This is a genomic window from Rhodococcus sp. Z13_19A (assembly GCF_058133575.1).
The window spans coordinates 1,020,865-1,032,811 of record NZ_JBYUNN010000001.1 but is presented as its reverse complement, the minus strand read 5'-3'; the positions used below and the strand labels follow the sequence as shown (position 1 = coordinate 1,032,811).

Genomic DNA, 11,947 nt, shown 5'->3' with positions numbered 1-11,947 from the left:
CCTGAGGCGTGCCCTGAGCGGTTCCCTGGGGGCCTAGACCGCCGCGGGGCTGAGCTCGGAGAGGTCCCCGAGGCTGTCGCGCATGTCCTGCTCGAGCTGGGCCACCAGTGACTCCTCCACCGGGAACCCGCACCGGCGCAGCCAGTTGGCCAGCAGCCGGTGCCCACCCTGGGTGAGCACCGACTCGGGGTGGAACTGCACGCCCTCGATGGGCAGCTCGCGGTGGCGCAGCGCCATGATGATGCCGTTGGCGGTGCGCGCGGTCACCTCCAGCTCGGCCGGCACGGTGTCCGGGCGCACGGTCAGCGAGTGGTACCGGGTGGCGACGAACGGCGTCGGCAACCCCGCCAAGATTCCCGCACCCTGGTGCTCCACGATGCTGGTCTTGCCGTGCAGCAGCTCCGGGGCCCGCTCCACGGTGGCACCGAAGCTGGCGCCGATGGCCTGGTGGCCCAGGCACACCCCGAACAGCGGGGTGCGGGAGGCGGCGCAGCTGTGCACCAGCTCCATGCTCCGGCCCGCCCGCTCCGGTGTGCCCGGCCCCGGGCTCAGCAGCACGCCGTCGAAGTCCGCGATGTCGTCGAGCACCGGGTCGTCGTTGCGCACCACCGTGGCGTGCACGCCGAGCTGCCCCAGGTACTGCACCAGGTTGAACACAAAGCTGTCGTAGTTGTCGACAACCAAAATTCGCATGCACTGAGGGTACTCAGCGACTGCCCGCGGCGGTTCCTACCGGGGGACGACGACGGCCGAGGTCAGCGCGACGGAGCCCTCGTAGGCGGGCAGGGACAGCGTGTCGCGGGCCTGCACCTTGTACCCCAGGCCGAAGCGGGCGACGTACTGCTTGTAGATCACCACGCCCCGCTCGGCGGCCAGGGCGTCCTGCAGGCGGTCTGCGTCGCCGATGGCGGAGACGGTGTAGGGCGGGCTGTAGGTGCGCCCGTGCAGCAGCAGGGTGTTGCCGACGCAGCGGGGCGCCGAGGTGCTCACCACCCGCTGGTCCTGGACCATCACCGCCTCGGCCCCGCCGGCCCACAGCGCGTTGAGCACGCTCTGCAGGTCCTGCTGGTGCACCACCAGGTCGTCGGGCTGGGCGTCGGCGGCGTAGGAGCCGGTGGCGGTGCGGGACGCGTCGGTGAGGGTGACGGTGAGACCGGGCCCGGTGACGGCGCTGAGCCCGGCGCCGGGCTGCAGCGCGGCGACGTCGGCGAGCGCGGCGGCCACCGCGTCGTCGGAGGCGGCGGCGCGCTGCTGCAGCTGCTCCGCCTGCAGCCGCAGCCGGGTACGGGTGACCTCTGCGGCGGCCACGTCCTGCTGGGCGCCGCGGACCAGGTCGGACAGCCGGGTGGCACCGGTGCCACGCAGCTCACCGCCCTGGGCGGCCTCCCGCGTGGTGGACAGCAGCAGCCCGGCGAGCAGGCACACCAGCGGCACGGCCACCCGCCAGAGCCGGGGGCGTTGCCGAGCGTCCACAACCACCCCATGACTTGGTAGATCGCCGCTCGCCGCGGCCCCGTTGGCCGCCCGCTACGTTAGCGTGGAAAGCCGAGACGCCAGACCCGCCACCAAGCCGAGGACACCATGCCAAAGTCGAAGGTCCGCAAGAAGTCAGCCCCCATCGGCGCCAGCTCCCCCCGGCGCACGCCGGTGAAGGTCAACGCCGGACCGTCCAACCCGATCTACGTCACGGTGATGCTGGGCCTGATGCTGCTCGGCCTGATCTGGCTGGTGGTCAACTACCTGGCCGTGGACAAGATCAGCTGGATGAGCGAGCTGGGGTCGTGGAACTTCGCGATCGGCTTCGGCCTCATGGTCGTTGGCCTGTTGATGACCATGCGCTGGCGCTGACCTCCGCGCACAGGGGCGGTTGCGCCCCGCTGAGCGCCCAGTCGCCCGCGGTACCGATCCCGGCCTGCTGACCAGGGTCGATACCGCGGAGCGCCCGAGCAATCACAACGGTGTTATTTCATCCCCAGTGTGCACAACTCCTGTGGACAACTTCTGTCCCCGGTTGTGCACAGCTCGTCAGAGCCGCTCGATGATGGTGGCGTTGGCCATGCCGCCGCCCTCGCACATCGTCTGCAGCCCGTAGCGGCCGCCGGTGCGCTGCAGGTAGCTCACCATCGTGGTCATCAGGCGGGCACCAGAACCGCCGAGCGGGTGGCCCAGCGCGATCGCGCCGCCGCAGGGGTTGAGCCGGTCAGCCTTGGCGCCCGTCTCGGCCAGCCACGCCATGGGCACGGACGCGAAGGCCTCGTTCACCTCGAAGGTGTCGATGTCGTCGATGCTCAGGCCCGACTTCTTCAGCACCGCGGCGGTGGCGGGGATGGGACCGGACAGCATCATCACCGGGTCGGAGCCGACCACGGCGGTGGCGTGCACGCGGGCCAGCGGGGTCAGCCCCAGCTCGGCGGCCTTCTCGCTGGTGGTGACCAGCAGTGCCGCGGCGCCGTCGGAGATCTGCGAGGCGTTGCCCGCGGTGATGACGCCGTCCGGCAGGAACGGGGTCTTCAGCTTGGCCAGGGTCTCCACCGACGACCCCCGGCGGATGCCCTCGTCCTGCGAGACGACGGTGCCGTCCACGGTGATCGGGGCGATCTCCTCCAGGAACGCGCCGTCGTCCTGCGCGGCGGCGGCCAGCTCGTGCGAGCGCACGGCGAACTCGTCCACCGCGGTGCGGGACAAGCCCCACTGCCGGGCCATCAGCTCGGCGCCGACGCCCTGGTTGAACATGCCGTTGAAGCCCTCGCCCTGCAGCTGGCTCTCGTACCGGGTGCGGGCCGAGCCGAAGGGGAACCCGGCCCCGGTGCCGACGTTGCTGCCCATCGGGACCCGGGACATCACCTCGACGCCACCGGCGATCACCACGTCCTGCTGCCCGGAGACCACCGACGCGGCCGCGGTGTGCAAGGTCTGCTGGGACGAGCCGCACTGGCGGTCCAGGGTGAAGCCGGGGATGGACTCCGGCCAGCCGGCCGCGAGCACGGCGTTGCGCCCGATGTTGCCGGCCTGCTCCCCGGCCTGCGACACGCAGCCCCAGTGCACGTCGTCGATCACGGACGGATCGATGCCGGTCCGCTCGACCAGGGCCTTCAGTGCGTGGGCCGAGAGGTCCACCGCGTGCACCCCGCTGAGCCCCCCGCCACGCTTGCCCACCGGAGTACGCACTGCCGCACAGATGACTGCGTCACGCATCGTTGTTTCCAGCCCTTCAATCGGATGGTTGTGCCTCATCAGCGATGCTAGAGGGCATGTCCGACTATGGCGCTACAACGCAGGCGTGGGGCCCCAAGCCGGCCGCCCTGATCTACGCGGCGGTGGGAGGCGCGGTGCTGGCGGTGGTGGCGGTGGCCGCCGACGAGCCCGCCGGCCGGCTGCTGATCGGGCTGGCCGCGGCGGGGCTGCTGCTCACCGCGCTCGCCGGGGCTCGGTCGCGTCCCCGGCTGGCGGTGGATGCCGGTGGACTGACCGTCCGCGGACCGTGGGGCGCGCGCCGGGTGGGCTGGACCCAGCTGCGCGGCTGCGAGGTGGTGCAGCACCACCGGCTGGGTCGACGGGTGGGGGTGCTCGAGCTGACCGTCCAGCAGGACGACCGCGAGTCGCTGCTGCTGCTCACCAAGGCGGAGCTGGGCACCGACCCGGAGGACGTGCTGTGGGTGGTGCAGGGCTATCGCCCCGACCGGTTCGGGACCGACGGGTTCGGGGCCGACGGGTTCGGGGCCGACGGGTCTGGGGCCGACGGCCCCGGGGCGTGAGCGCCGGCTACAGCCCCGCCTGGGATCGCAGCGCCAGCACGCGTGCCACGATCACCGCGAGGGCGACCACGCTGAGCACGGCCAGCGCCGACACCTGCACCGGCACGGCGCGACCCCGCGGGGCGTAGACCAGGGCCGCGGTGGCGGCGGCCCCCACCACGAGCCCGCCCAGGTGTCCGGCCATGGAGATGCCCGGCACGCTCAGCCCGATCACCACGTTGATGGCGATGATGCCGAGGGCGGCGGACACGCTGCGGCGCAGGCGCAGCAGCACCACCACCAGCCCACCCATCAGGCCGAAGATGGCGCCGGAGGCCCCCGCGGTGAGGCTGCGCGGGTCGGCGAAGAGCATCACCGCGGCGGAGCCCCCGAGCAGCGACACCAGGTACACCGCGGCGAAGCGCCACCGGCCCAGCAGCACCTCCAGGTCCCGGCCCAGGACGTAGAGGGCGAACATGTTGACCAGCAGGTGCAGCGGGCCGAAGTGCAGGAAGCCGCTGCTCAGCAGCCGCCACCAGTCGCCGAGGGCCACCCCGTAGGGCCACAGGGCCAAGTCACGAAAGATCGTGGAGCGGTTGTTGTCCAGCACCTGGCCGCCGGCGTCGAGCACGGTGACCAGGAAGAAGAGCACGTTGACGCCGATGAGCCCGTAGGTGAGCACCGGCGCGCTGGCAGCCAGTGGGGCTCCGGCCACGGTCGCCGCCTGGCGCTGGTCCCGCTGCCCCTGGGCGAGGCAGTCCACGCAGTGGAAGCCCACCGGGGCCTCGCGCAGGCACTCCGGGCACGCCGACCGGCCGCACCGGCTGCAGCGCAGTCCGGTGGGCCGGTCGGGGTGGCGGAAGCAGGCCTGGGGACCGTCCCCGGCACCAGGGGCCCCGAAGGCACCGGTACCGGGTGGACCCCAGGCGGGGTTGCTCATCGCAGCGTGACCAGAGGTGTCAGTGCGTCGGTCAGACCTGCTCGACGGTGACGCGCTCGATGACCACGGGCTCGACCGGACGGTCGCTGCGGTCCACGGCGGTGGTGCCGATGGCGTCGACGACCTTGCGGGACTCCTCGTCCACGACCTCGCCGAAGATGGTGTGCTTGCGGTTGAGGTGCGGGGTCAGGGCCGTGGTGATGAAGAACTGCGAGCCGTTGGTGCCCGGACCGGCATTGGCCATGGCCAGCAGGTACTTGCGGTCGAACTGCAGCTCCGGGTGGAACTCGTCCTCGAAGCGGTAGCCCGGGCCGCCGCGACCGGTGCCCGTGGGGTCGCCGCCCTGGATCATGAAGTTGTCGATGATGCGGTGGAAGACCGACCCGTCGTAGAACGGCCCGGAGGTCCCGCCCTGGGCGTTCTTCTCCGAGTAGTCCTTGCTGCCGTCGGCCAGCCCGACGAAGTTCGCGACCGTCTTGGGCGCGTGGTTGCCGAACAGCGCGATGCGGATGTCGCCGCGGTTGGTGTGCAGCGTCGCCGTGGCGGTGGCGGGGGCAGCGGTCTTGTTCTCTGAGGAAGTCACCAATCCATCCTGCCATCCTGGGCAATCCGACGTCGCGCCCCGTCCGACCTGGCTGTCGTGGGGCGGGCAGGATGGGCTGCGACCCACCGGACTCAGGCGATCCAGCCTGTGCTGGGCAGGTACCAGCGAGAAGGAGTGACGATGAACGAGGTGACCGTGTTGTCCAAGCTCGGCGAGGAGACCGGCCGAGTGGTCGGCACCGGCGTGCGGGCCGCCCGCCGTGGATCGGTCAAGCTCAGCCAGAGTGGCGCAGTCGCCAGTCTGGGTGCGGCCAAGATGACCGTCAAGGCCGCCCAGGGTGCGGCAGCCAAGCGGGCCGAGCGCCGCCTGCGCCAGACCGGGGAGGCCGGGCGTGAGCTGGTTGCCCGGGTGAGCCTGCCGGAGCTGAGCCTGCCCGAGCTGCTGGACGTGGCCGAGGTGCGCGCCGGTCTGGCCCGCCGCATCGACCCGCCCAAGAAGCGGCGCCGCTGGCCGCTGGTGGCCGTGCTGCTCGTCGGGGGTACCGCTGCCGCCGCCGTGGTGGCCTCCCGCCGGCCGGTGGCGCCGCCGCCGGCAGACGCCCCGCCGAGCGTGCGGACGCTGAACGGCACCACTGCTCCCAGCGCCGCCCCCGCGGGCACGAACGGGGCTCCGGAGGGCGCGGGCCGCACCACCGAGTAGCCCTGGACCGAGCCAGCCCTGGACATGGGACAGGCCCCGCCTCCGCGATCACGCGGGGACGGGGCCTGTGCTGGTGGAGACGAGGGGAATCGAACCCCTAACCCCTGCCTTGCAAAGGCAGTGCTCTGCCAATTGAGCTACGTCCCCGGGTGGGCTGCTGCCTAGCTTCCCGCGGGGGGTTCTGGTGCTGCGTGCCTGCCCGAGGACGGCTGCGCCGACACTGCCGGCTCGGTCGCCTCGTGCCATGGATCCGTCGAGCGCTGCCGGGCTCGGGCCCGGGCGAACCCGGCCGCCGCGGCGGCCAGGGCTGCGACCAGGAGCATCCTCATGCCGACTGACACTCCTTCGATCAACGGATCTCGTGGGCCTAGGTGGACTTGAACCACCGACCTCTTCCTTATCAGGGAAGCGCTCTAACCGTCTGAGCTATAGGCCCCGATGCCGGACCGAGGTTACCGTACCGGCCCGGGTCGTACCAAAACGCCCGTACGGCAGCGGTCGGGAACGCTGCCGCACGGACGCTCAGTCGCGCTCGGTGAGAGTGACCTCCACGCCGCCGACCAGGTCGGACGTGAGGTTGTAGATGAACGAGCTGATGGTGGCCAGTGCGGTCAGCAGCACGATGTTGATCGCACCGACGATGGCGGCCACGCCGAACACCCGGCCCGGCCCGATGAGCGGTGAGCTCTCGGCGTTGGGGTCGTTGACCGAGACGAAGTCGGTGAAGGTGGTGTTCAGCCGGTCCCAGACGCCCATGCCGTCCAGCACCAGGTACAGCACCCCCACCGCCACCATCCACACCAGGAACAGCGCGAAGGACAGCACCAGCGACAGCTTCAGCACCGACCACGGGTCGAAGTGCTTGACCTGCAGGCTCGCGCGGCGCGGACCCTTGCGGCCGCGCTGCACGGTGGCCGTGGCCCGCCGCTCGCCCTCGGCCCGCCGCTCGCCCTCGGCCGGCCGCCGGTCGCGTGCCCGCGGGTCGGTGGCCGGGCGGGCGGTGCCACCCTGGCCGTTGCCCGGCCGGGCCTCCCCGCGCCGGGCAGGCGCCGGGTTGCCCGCCGGTGGACGGCCCCCGCTGGTGCGGGGCACCGAGGAGAGGTCCGGCATCTCCTGGGACAGGTCCGGGCGCCTCATCTGCGTGGTGGGGGCGTCCAGCCCCGGCGCGCCGCCCCGGCCGGTACCACCGCGCTGCCAGGGTGCCGGCTCGGAGCGGCGGGGCTCGCCGGAGGAGCCGTTGCCGCCCCGGGCGGCGGGACGCTCACCGCCGCGCTGCTCCGGCCGCGGGGCACCCTGATCAGACCCGCCGGGGCGGGGAGGAGTGCTCATGAGTGCTCCTTAACGGTGTTGGGCTGGTCGTCGCCGGGCTGGCCCGCCTCGTCCGCGTTGCGGGCGATCGCGATCAGCTCGACACCCTCGCCGAGGTTCATCAGCCGCACGCCCTTGGTCTGGCGACCTGCCTTGCGCACCTCCTTGGCGGTGGTCCGGATGACCCCGCCGCCAGAGGTGATGGCGTACAGCTCGTCGTCGATGTCCACGATGAGTGCGCCGACCAGAGTGCCACGGCGACGGTCGTACTGAATGGTCAGCACGCCCTTGCCGCCGCGACCCTGCACCGGGTAGTCGTCCATCGGGGTGCGCTTGGCGTAGCCACCGGCGGTGGCCACCAGCAGGTAGGTGCCCTCCCGGACCACGTTCAGCGACAGCAGCTCGTCGTCACCGTTGAAGCGCATGCCCAGCACGCCGGAGGTGGCCCGACCCATCGGTCGCAGCGCGTCGTCGGTGGCGGAGAAGCGGATCGACTGGCCGAGCGCGGAGACCAGCAGCAGGTCGTCCTCGGCGGAGCACAGCGTGGCCCCCACCAGCTCGTCGCCCTCGCGCAGGTTGATCGCCACCACGCCGCCGGAGCGGTTGGAGTCGAAGTCGCTGAGCCGGGTCTTCTTGACCAGGCCGCCCTTGGTGGCCAGCACCAGGTACGGCATCACCTGGTAGTCCTTGATCTGGATGACCTGGGCGATCTTCTCGTCCGGCTGGAACGCCAGCAGGTTGGCCACGTGCTGTCCGCGCGCGGTGCGGTTGGCCTCGGGCAGCTCGTAGGCCTTCGCGCGGTACACCCGGCCCTTGGTGGTGAAGAACAAGATCCAGTCGTGGGTGGAGCAGACGAAGAACTTGCTCACGATGTCGTCCTGGCGCAGCCCGGCGCCCTGCACCCCCTTGCCGCCGCGCTTCTGGGCGCGGTACAGGTCGGTCTTGGTGCGCTTGGCGTAGCCGGTCTCGGTGATGGTGACCACCACGTCCTCGCGGGCGATGAGGTCCTCCATGGACACGTCACCGTCGGCGGGCACGATCCGCGTGCGGCGGTCGTCGCCGTACTTGTCCACGATCTCCATGAGCTCGTCACGGACGATCTGCCGCTGGCGCTCGGGCCGGTCCAGGATGTCCTGCAGGTCGGCGATGGTGCGCTCGATCTCGGCCAGCTCGTCGATGATGCGCTGGCGCTCCAGGGCGGCCAGCCGGCGCAGCTGCATGTCCAGGATGGCCTGGGCCTGCAGCTCGTCGACGTCGAGCAGCTCCATCAACCCGGTGCGGGCGACGTCGGCGGAGGCGGAGGCCCGGATCAGGGCGATCACCTCGTCCAGAGCGTCCAGCGCCTTGACCAGTCCACGCAGGATGTGGGCGCGCTCCTCGGCCTTGCGCAACCGGTAGCGGGTGCGCCGCACGATGACGTCGAGCTGGTGGGTGACGTACAGCCGGATCATCTGGTCCAGCCGCAGGGTGCGCGGCACCCCGTCGACGATGGACAGCATGTTGCAGCCGAAGCTGGTCTGCAGCTGGGTGTGCTTGTAGAGGTTGGCCAGCACCACCTTGGCCACGGCGTCCCGCTTGAGGGTGAGCACGATGCGCATGCCCACCCGGTCGGAGGACTCGTCGTGGATGTCGGAGATCCCGGCGATCTTCCCGTCCCGCAGCTGCTCGGCGATGCTGGTGACCAGGTTGTCGGGGTTCACCTGGTACGGCAGCTCGGTGGCCACGATGGTGGTGCGCCCGCGGGCGTCCTCCTCCACCTCGACCACGCCGCGCATCCGGACGGAACCGCGACCGGTGGTGTAGGCCTCGTTGATGCCGTCGGAGCCCACGATCAGTCCGGAGGTGGGGAAGTCGGGGCCCTTCACCCGCTCCATGCAGGCCGCCAGGGTGGTCTCCTCGTCGGCCTCGTAGTTCTCCAGCGCCCAGATCACCGCGTCGGCGACCTCCCGCAGGTTGTGCGGCGGGATGTTGGTGGCCATGCCGACCGCGATGCCGCCGGAGCCGTTGACCAGCAGGTTCGGGAACCGGCTGGGCAGCACGTCGGGCTCGCTGGTGCGGCCGTCGTAGTTGGGCGAGAACTCGACGGTGTCCTCGTCGATGTCGCGCAGCATCTCCATGGCCAGCGGGGTCAGCCGCGACTCGGTGTACCGCATGGCCGCCGCGGGGTCGTTGCCGGCGGAGCCGAAGTTGCCCTGGCCGTCGATCAGCGGGTAGCGCATCGACCAGGGCTGGGCGAGACGGACCATGGTGTCGTAGATCGAGGAGTCACCGTGCGGGTGGTAGTTGCCCATCACCTCGCCGACGACGCGGGAGGACTTCACGTAGCCACGGTCGGGACGGAAGCCGGAGTCGTACATCGCGTAGAGCACGCGGCGGTGCACCGGCTTGAGTCCGTCACGAACTTCCGGCAGGGCGCGGCCGACGATCACGCTCATGGCGTAGTCGATGTAGCTGCGCTGCATCTCCTGCTGGAGGTCGACCGGCTCGACCCGGTCGCGGATGACACCCTCGATGCCGACCGGGCCGTCCTCGGGGGGCAGCGGCGTGTCGGTCATGTGGTGCTCCTTCGGGGATTCTGGTGGGGTGCCGACAGGGTGTTCAGGTGGCTCGCGCCCGCGGTGTCGGCGCTGCGCACGGGCCGGGCTCCGCAGCGGGGGGTGGCGCGGCCGGGGGCGGCCGCCAGCGGGTCAGACATCCAGGAACCGGACGTCCTTGGCGTTGCGCGTGATGAAGCTGCGCCGCGCCTCCACGTCCTCGCCCATGAGCACGCTGAACAGCTCGTCCGCGGTGGCGGCGTCGTCCAGCGTCACCTGGCGCAGGATGCGGTGGTCGGGGTCCATGGTGGTCTCCCACAGCTCCTTGGCGTTCATCTCGCCGAGGCCCTTGTAGCGCTGCACGCCGTCGTCCTTGTTGATCTTGCGGCCGGTCTCCACGCCCGCCTTGAGCAGCGCGTCGCGCTCGCGGTCGGAGTAGACGAAGTCCGGCTTGCCCTTGCTCCACTTGATCTTGTACAGCGGCGGGGCGGCCAGGTAGACGTGGCCGTGCTCCACCAGCGGACGCATGAAGCGGAACAGCAGGGTGAGCAGCAGGGTGGAGATGTGCTGGCCGTCCACGTCGGCGTCGGCCATCAGGATGATCTTGTGGTAGCGCAGCTTGGACAGGTCGAACTCGTCGTGGATGCCGGTGCCCAGGGCGGTGATGATGGCCTGGACCTCGGTGTTCTTCAGCACCCGGTCGATGCGGGCCTTCTCCACGTTGATGATCTTGCCGCGCAGCGGGAGGATCGCCTGGAACATCGAGTCGCGGCCGGACTTGGCCGAGCCGCCGGCGGAGTCACCCTCCACCACGTAGATCTCGGACAGGCTCGGGTCGTTGGAGCGGCAGTCGCTGAGCTTGCCGGGCAGCCCGCCGATGTCGGTGGCGCTCTTGCGGCGCACCAGCTCGCGGGCCTTGCGGGCCGCCATCCGGGCGTGCGAGGAGGAGATCGCCTTGTTGATGATGATCTTGGCGTCGGAGGGGTGCTCCTCGAACCAGCTGTTCAGGTGCTCGTTGCAGGTCTTCTGCACGAACGAGCGCACCTCGGTGTTGCCCAGCTTGGTCTTGGTCTGACCCTCGAACTGCGGCTCGCCCACCCGGACGCTGATGATCGCCGCCAGGCCCTCGCGGATGTCGTCCCCGGTGAGGTTGGGGTCCTTCTCCTTGAGGAGCTTCTTCTCCTTGGCGTAGCGGTTGACCACCGAGGTCAGCGCGGAGCGGAAGCCCTCCTCGTGCGTGCCACCCTCGATGGTGTTGATGGTGTTGGCGAAGGTGTGCACCGACTCGGAGTAGCCGGAGTTCCACTGCATGGCCACCTCGACCTCGTGGCCGGTGCCGCTGGCGGTGAACCCGACGATCGAGGTGTGGATGGGCTGCTTGGACTTGTTCAGGTGCGCGACGTAGTCCTCGAGCCCACCGGGGTAGTGGTAGGTGCGCTTGACCACGGCCGCCGGCTTGGGCGCGGTGGTGTCCAGCGCGGCGCTCTCCGGCGCGGCGTCCACCTCGGCCTCGTTCTGGGTGACGCGCTCGTCGGTGAGGGTGATGGTGAGTCCCTTGTTCAGGAACGCCATCTCCTGCAGGCGGCGCGCGACCGTCTCGAAGCTGTAGGTGGTGGTCTCCTCGAAGACCTCCGGGTCGGCCCAGAAGGTGACGGTGGTGCCGGTGCGGTCGGAGGCGCCCACCTCGACCAGCTCACCGGGCTTGGCGTACAGGTACTCCTGGGTGAAGTTCTTGCCCTCGCGGTGGATGTCCACCTCGAGGCGCCGCGACAGCGCGTTCACCACGCTGACGCCCACGCCGTGCAGACCACCGGAGACCGCGTAGGAGTCGGAGTCGAACTTTCCACCGGCGTGCAGCACGGTGAGCACGACCTCGATGGTGGGCCGCTTCTCCACCGGGTGCATGTCCACCGGGATGCCGCGTCCGTCGTCGGTGACGCGCACGCCGCCGTCGGCGAGCAGGGTCACGTCCACCCGGGTGGCGTAGCCGGCCATCGCCTCGTCCACGGAGTTGTCCACAACCTCCCAGATGAGGTGGTGGAGCCCGCGCTCGCCCGTCGAGCCGATGTACATGCCCGGGCGCTTGCGGACGGCCTCCAGACCCTCGAGGACGGTGATGGACGACGCACCGTAGGAAGCATTCTTGTCAGCCACGTGTCTTCGGTGTCTCCTCAAGCCTGGGCCGGCC

The 11,947-nt window shown here is 70.7% G+C and carries 11 protein-coding genes and 2 tRNA genes; 3 read left to right on the top strand and 10 right to left on the bottom strand.

Annotated features, from left to right (window positions below; genetic code table 11):
• Positions 1-33: 33 nt before the first annotated feature.
• Together AC3YNX_RS04795 and AC3YNX_RS04790 are read right to left on the bottom strand one after the other, a co-directional pair.
• Positions 34-693 (bottom strand): aminodeoxychorismate/anthranilate synthase component II, encoded by a 660-nt coding sequence (locus AC3YNX_RS04795; RefSeq protein ID WP_489982297.1) that lies wholly within the window; start codon positions 691-693, stop codon positions 34-36.
• A gap of 36 nt (positions 694-729) precedes the next feature.
• Entirely contained in the window at positions 730-1,479 is a 750-nt protein-coding gene (locus tag AC3YNX_RS04790; RefSeq protein ID WP_489982296.1) for a DUF881 domain-containing protein, read from the bottom strand.
• A gap of 102 nt (positions 1,480-1,581) precedes the next feature.
• Between AC3YNX_RS04790 and crgA the strand changes: the two genes are divergently transcribed.
• Positions 1,582-1,848 carry a cell division protein CrgA gene (gene crgA / locus AC3YNX_RS04785; protein WP_489994751.1) on the top strand — a complete coding sequence of 89 codons (267 nt, stop codon included), beginning with the start codon at positions 1,582-1,584 and terminating at the stop codon, positions 1,846-1,848.
• 177 nt (positions 1,849-2,025) lie between these two features.
• Here crgA and AC3YNX_RS04780 read toward each other — a convergent pair whose 3' ends face one another.
• The gene (locus AC3YNX_RS04780) at positions 2,026-3,195 is read right to left on the bottom strand and encodes a thiolase family protein (RefSeq protein WP_127781577.1); all 1,170 of its coding nucleotides are present in this window, start codon (positions 3,193-3,195) and stop codon (positions 2,026-2,028) included.
• Positions 3,196-3,251: 56 nt separating this feature from the next.
• Here AC3YNX_RS04780 and AC3YNX_RS04775 point away from each other — a divergent pair, with 56 nt between their 5' ends.
• Entirely contained in the window at positions 3,252-3,755 is a 504-nt protein-coding gene (locus tag AC3YNX_RS04775; RefSeq protein WP_489994750.1) for a PH domain-containing protein, read from the top strand.
• A gap of 7 nt (positions 3,756-3,762) precedes the next feature.
• Here AC3YNX_RS04775 and AC3YNX_RS04770 read toward each other — a convergent pair whose 3' ends face one another.
• Together AC3YNX_RS04770 and AC3YNX_RS04765 are read right to left on the bottom strand one after the other, a co-directional pair.
• Positions 3,763-4,674, bottom strand: a complete 912-nt coding sequence (locus AC3YNX_RS04770) for a rhomboid family intramembrane serine protease (RefSeq protein ID WP_489994749.1) — start codon at positions 4,672-4,674, stop codon at positions 3,763-3,765.
• 31 nt (positions 4,675-4,705) lie between these two features.
• Positions 4,706-5,257 carry a peptidylprolyl isomerase gene (locus AC3YNX_RS04765; protein ID WP_127781572.1) on the bottom strand — a complete coding sequence of 184 codons (552 nt, stop codon included), beginning with the start codon at positions 5,255-5,257 and terminating at the stop codon, positions 4,706-4,708.
• 141 nt (positions 5,258-5,398) lie between these two features.
• Between AC3YNX_RS04765 and AC3YNX_RS04760 the strand changes: the two genes are divergently transcribed.
• On the top strand, positions 5,399-5,917 hold the full coding sequence (locus AC3YNX_RS04760; protein ID WP_489994748.1) for a hypothetical protein: 519 nt from the start codon (positions 5,399-5,401) through the stop codon (positions 5,915-5,917).
• A 71-nt stretch (positions 5,918-5,988) separates the two neighbouring features.
• Here AC3YNX_RS04760 and AC3YNX_RS04755 read toward each other — a convergent pair.
• The 5 genes from AC3YNX_RS04755 to gyrB all read right to left on the bottom strand — a co-directional run bounded on the left by AC3YNX_RS04755 (position 5,989) and on the right by gyrB (position 11,913).
• A tRNA-Ala gene (locus AC3YNX_RS04755) sits at positions 5,989-6,064 on the bottom strand.
• A 215-nt stretch (positions 6,065-6,279) separates the two neighbouring features.
• Positions 6,280-6,353, bottom strand: a tRNA-Ile gene (locus AC3YNX_RS04750).
• 86 nt (positions 6,354-6,439) lie between these two features.
• Positions 6,440-7,246, bottom strand: coding sequence for a DUF3566 domain-containing protein (locus AC3YNX_RS04745; protein WP_489994747.1), 807 nt, complete (start codon positions 7,244-7,246; stop codon positions 6,440-6,442).
• The gene (gene gyrA / locus AC3YNX_RS04740; RefSeq protein ID WP_127781568.1) at positions 7,243-9,780 is read right to left on the bottom strand and encodes a DNA gyrase subunit A; all 2,538 of its coding nucleotides are present in this window, start codon (positions 9,778-9,780) and stop codon (positions 7,243-7,245) included. The genes AC3YNX_RS04745 and gyrA overlap by 4 nt, the downstream gene beginning before the upstream one ends.
• 132 nt (positions 9,781-9,912) lie before the next feature.
• A complete protein-coding gene (gyrB, locus tag AC3YNX_RS04735; protein WP_241249449.1) occupies positions 9,913-11,913 on the bottom strand; it encodes a DNA topoisomerase (ATP-hydrolyzing) subunit B in 2,001 nt (666 codons plus the stop codon).
• Between the last annotated feature and the right edge of the window lie 34 nt (positions 11,914-11,947).

Bases quoted from the DNA above. Each gene is read 5' to 3' on its own strand.
- AC3YNX_RS04795 (WP_489982297.1), bottom strand. From the start codon at position 693: ATGCGAATTTTGGTTGTCGACAACTACGACAGCTTTGTGTTCAACCTG.
- crgA (WP_489994751.1), top strand. From the start codon at position 1,582: ATGCCAAAGTCGAAGGTCCGCAAGAAGTCAGCCCCCATCGGCGCCAGC.
- AC3YNX_RS04780 (WP_127781577.1), bottom strand. From the start codon at position 3,195: ATGCGTGACGCAGTCATCTGTGCGGCAGTGCGTACTCCGGTGGGCAAG.
- AC3YNX_RS04775 (WP_489994750.1), top strand. From the start codon at position 3,252: ATGTCCGACTATGGCGCTACAACGCAGGCGTGGGGCCCCAAGCCGGCC.
- AC3YNX_RS04770 (WP_489994749.1), bottom strand. From the start codon at position 4,674: ATGAGCAACCCCGCCTGGGGTCCACCCGGTACCGGTGCCTTCGGGGCC.
- AC3YNX_RS04760 (WP_489994748.1), top strand. From the start codon at position 5,399: ATGAACGAGGTGACCGTGTTGTCCAAGCTCGGCGAGGAGACCGGCCGA.
- AC3YNX_RS04745 (WP_489994747.1), bottom strand. From the start codon at position 7,246: ATGAGCACTCCTCCCCGCCCCGGCGGGTCTGATCAGGGTGCCCCGCGG.
- gyrA (WP_127781568.1), bottom strand. From the start codon at position 9,780: ATGACCGACACGCCGCTGCCCCCCGAGGACGGCCCGGTCGGCATCGAG.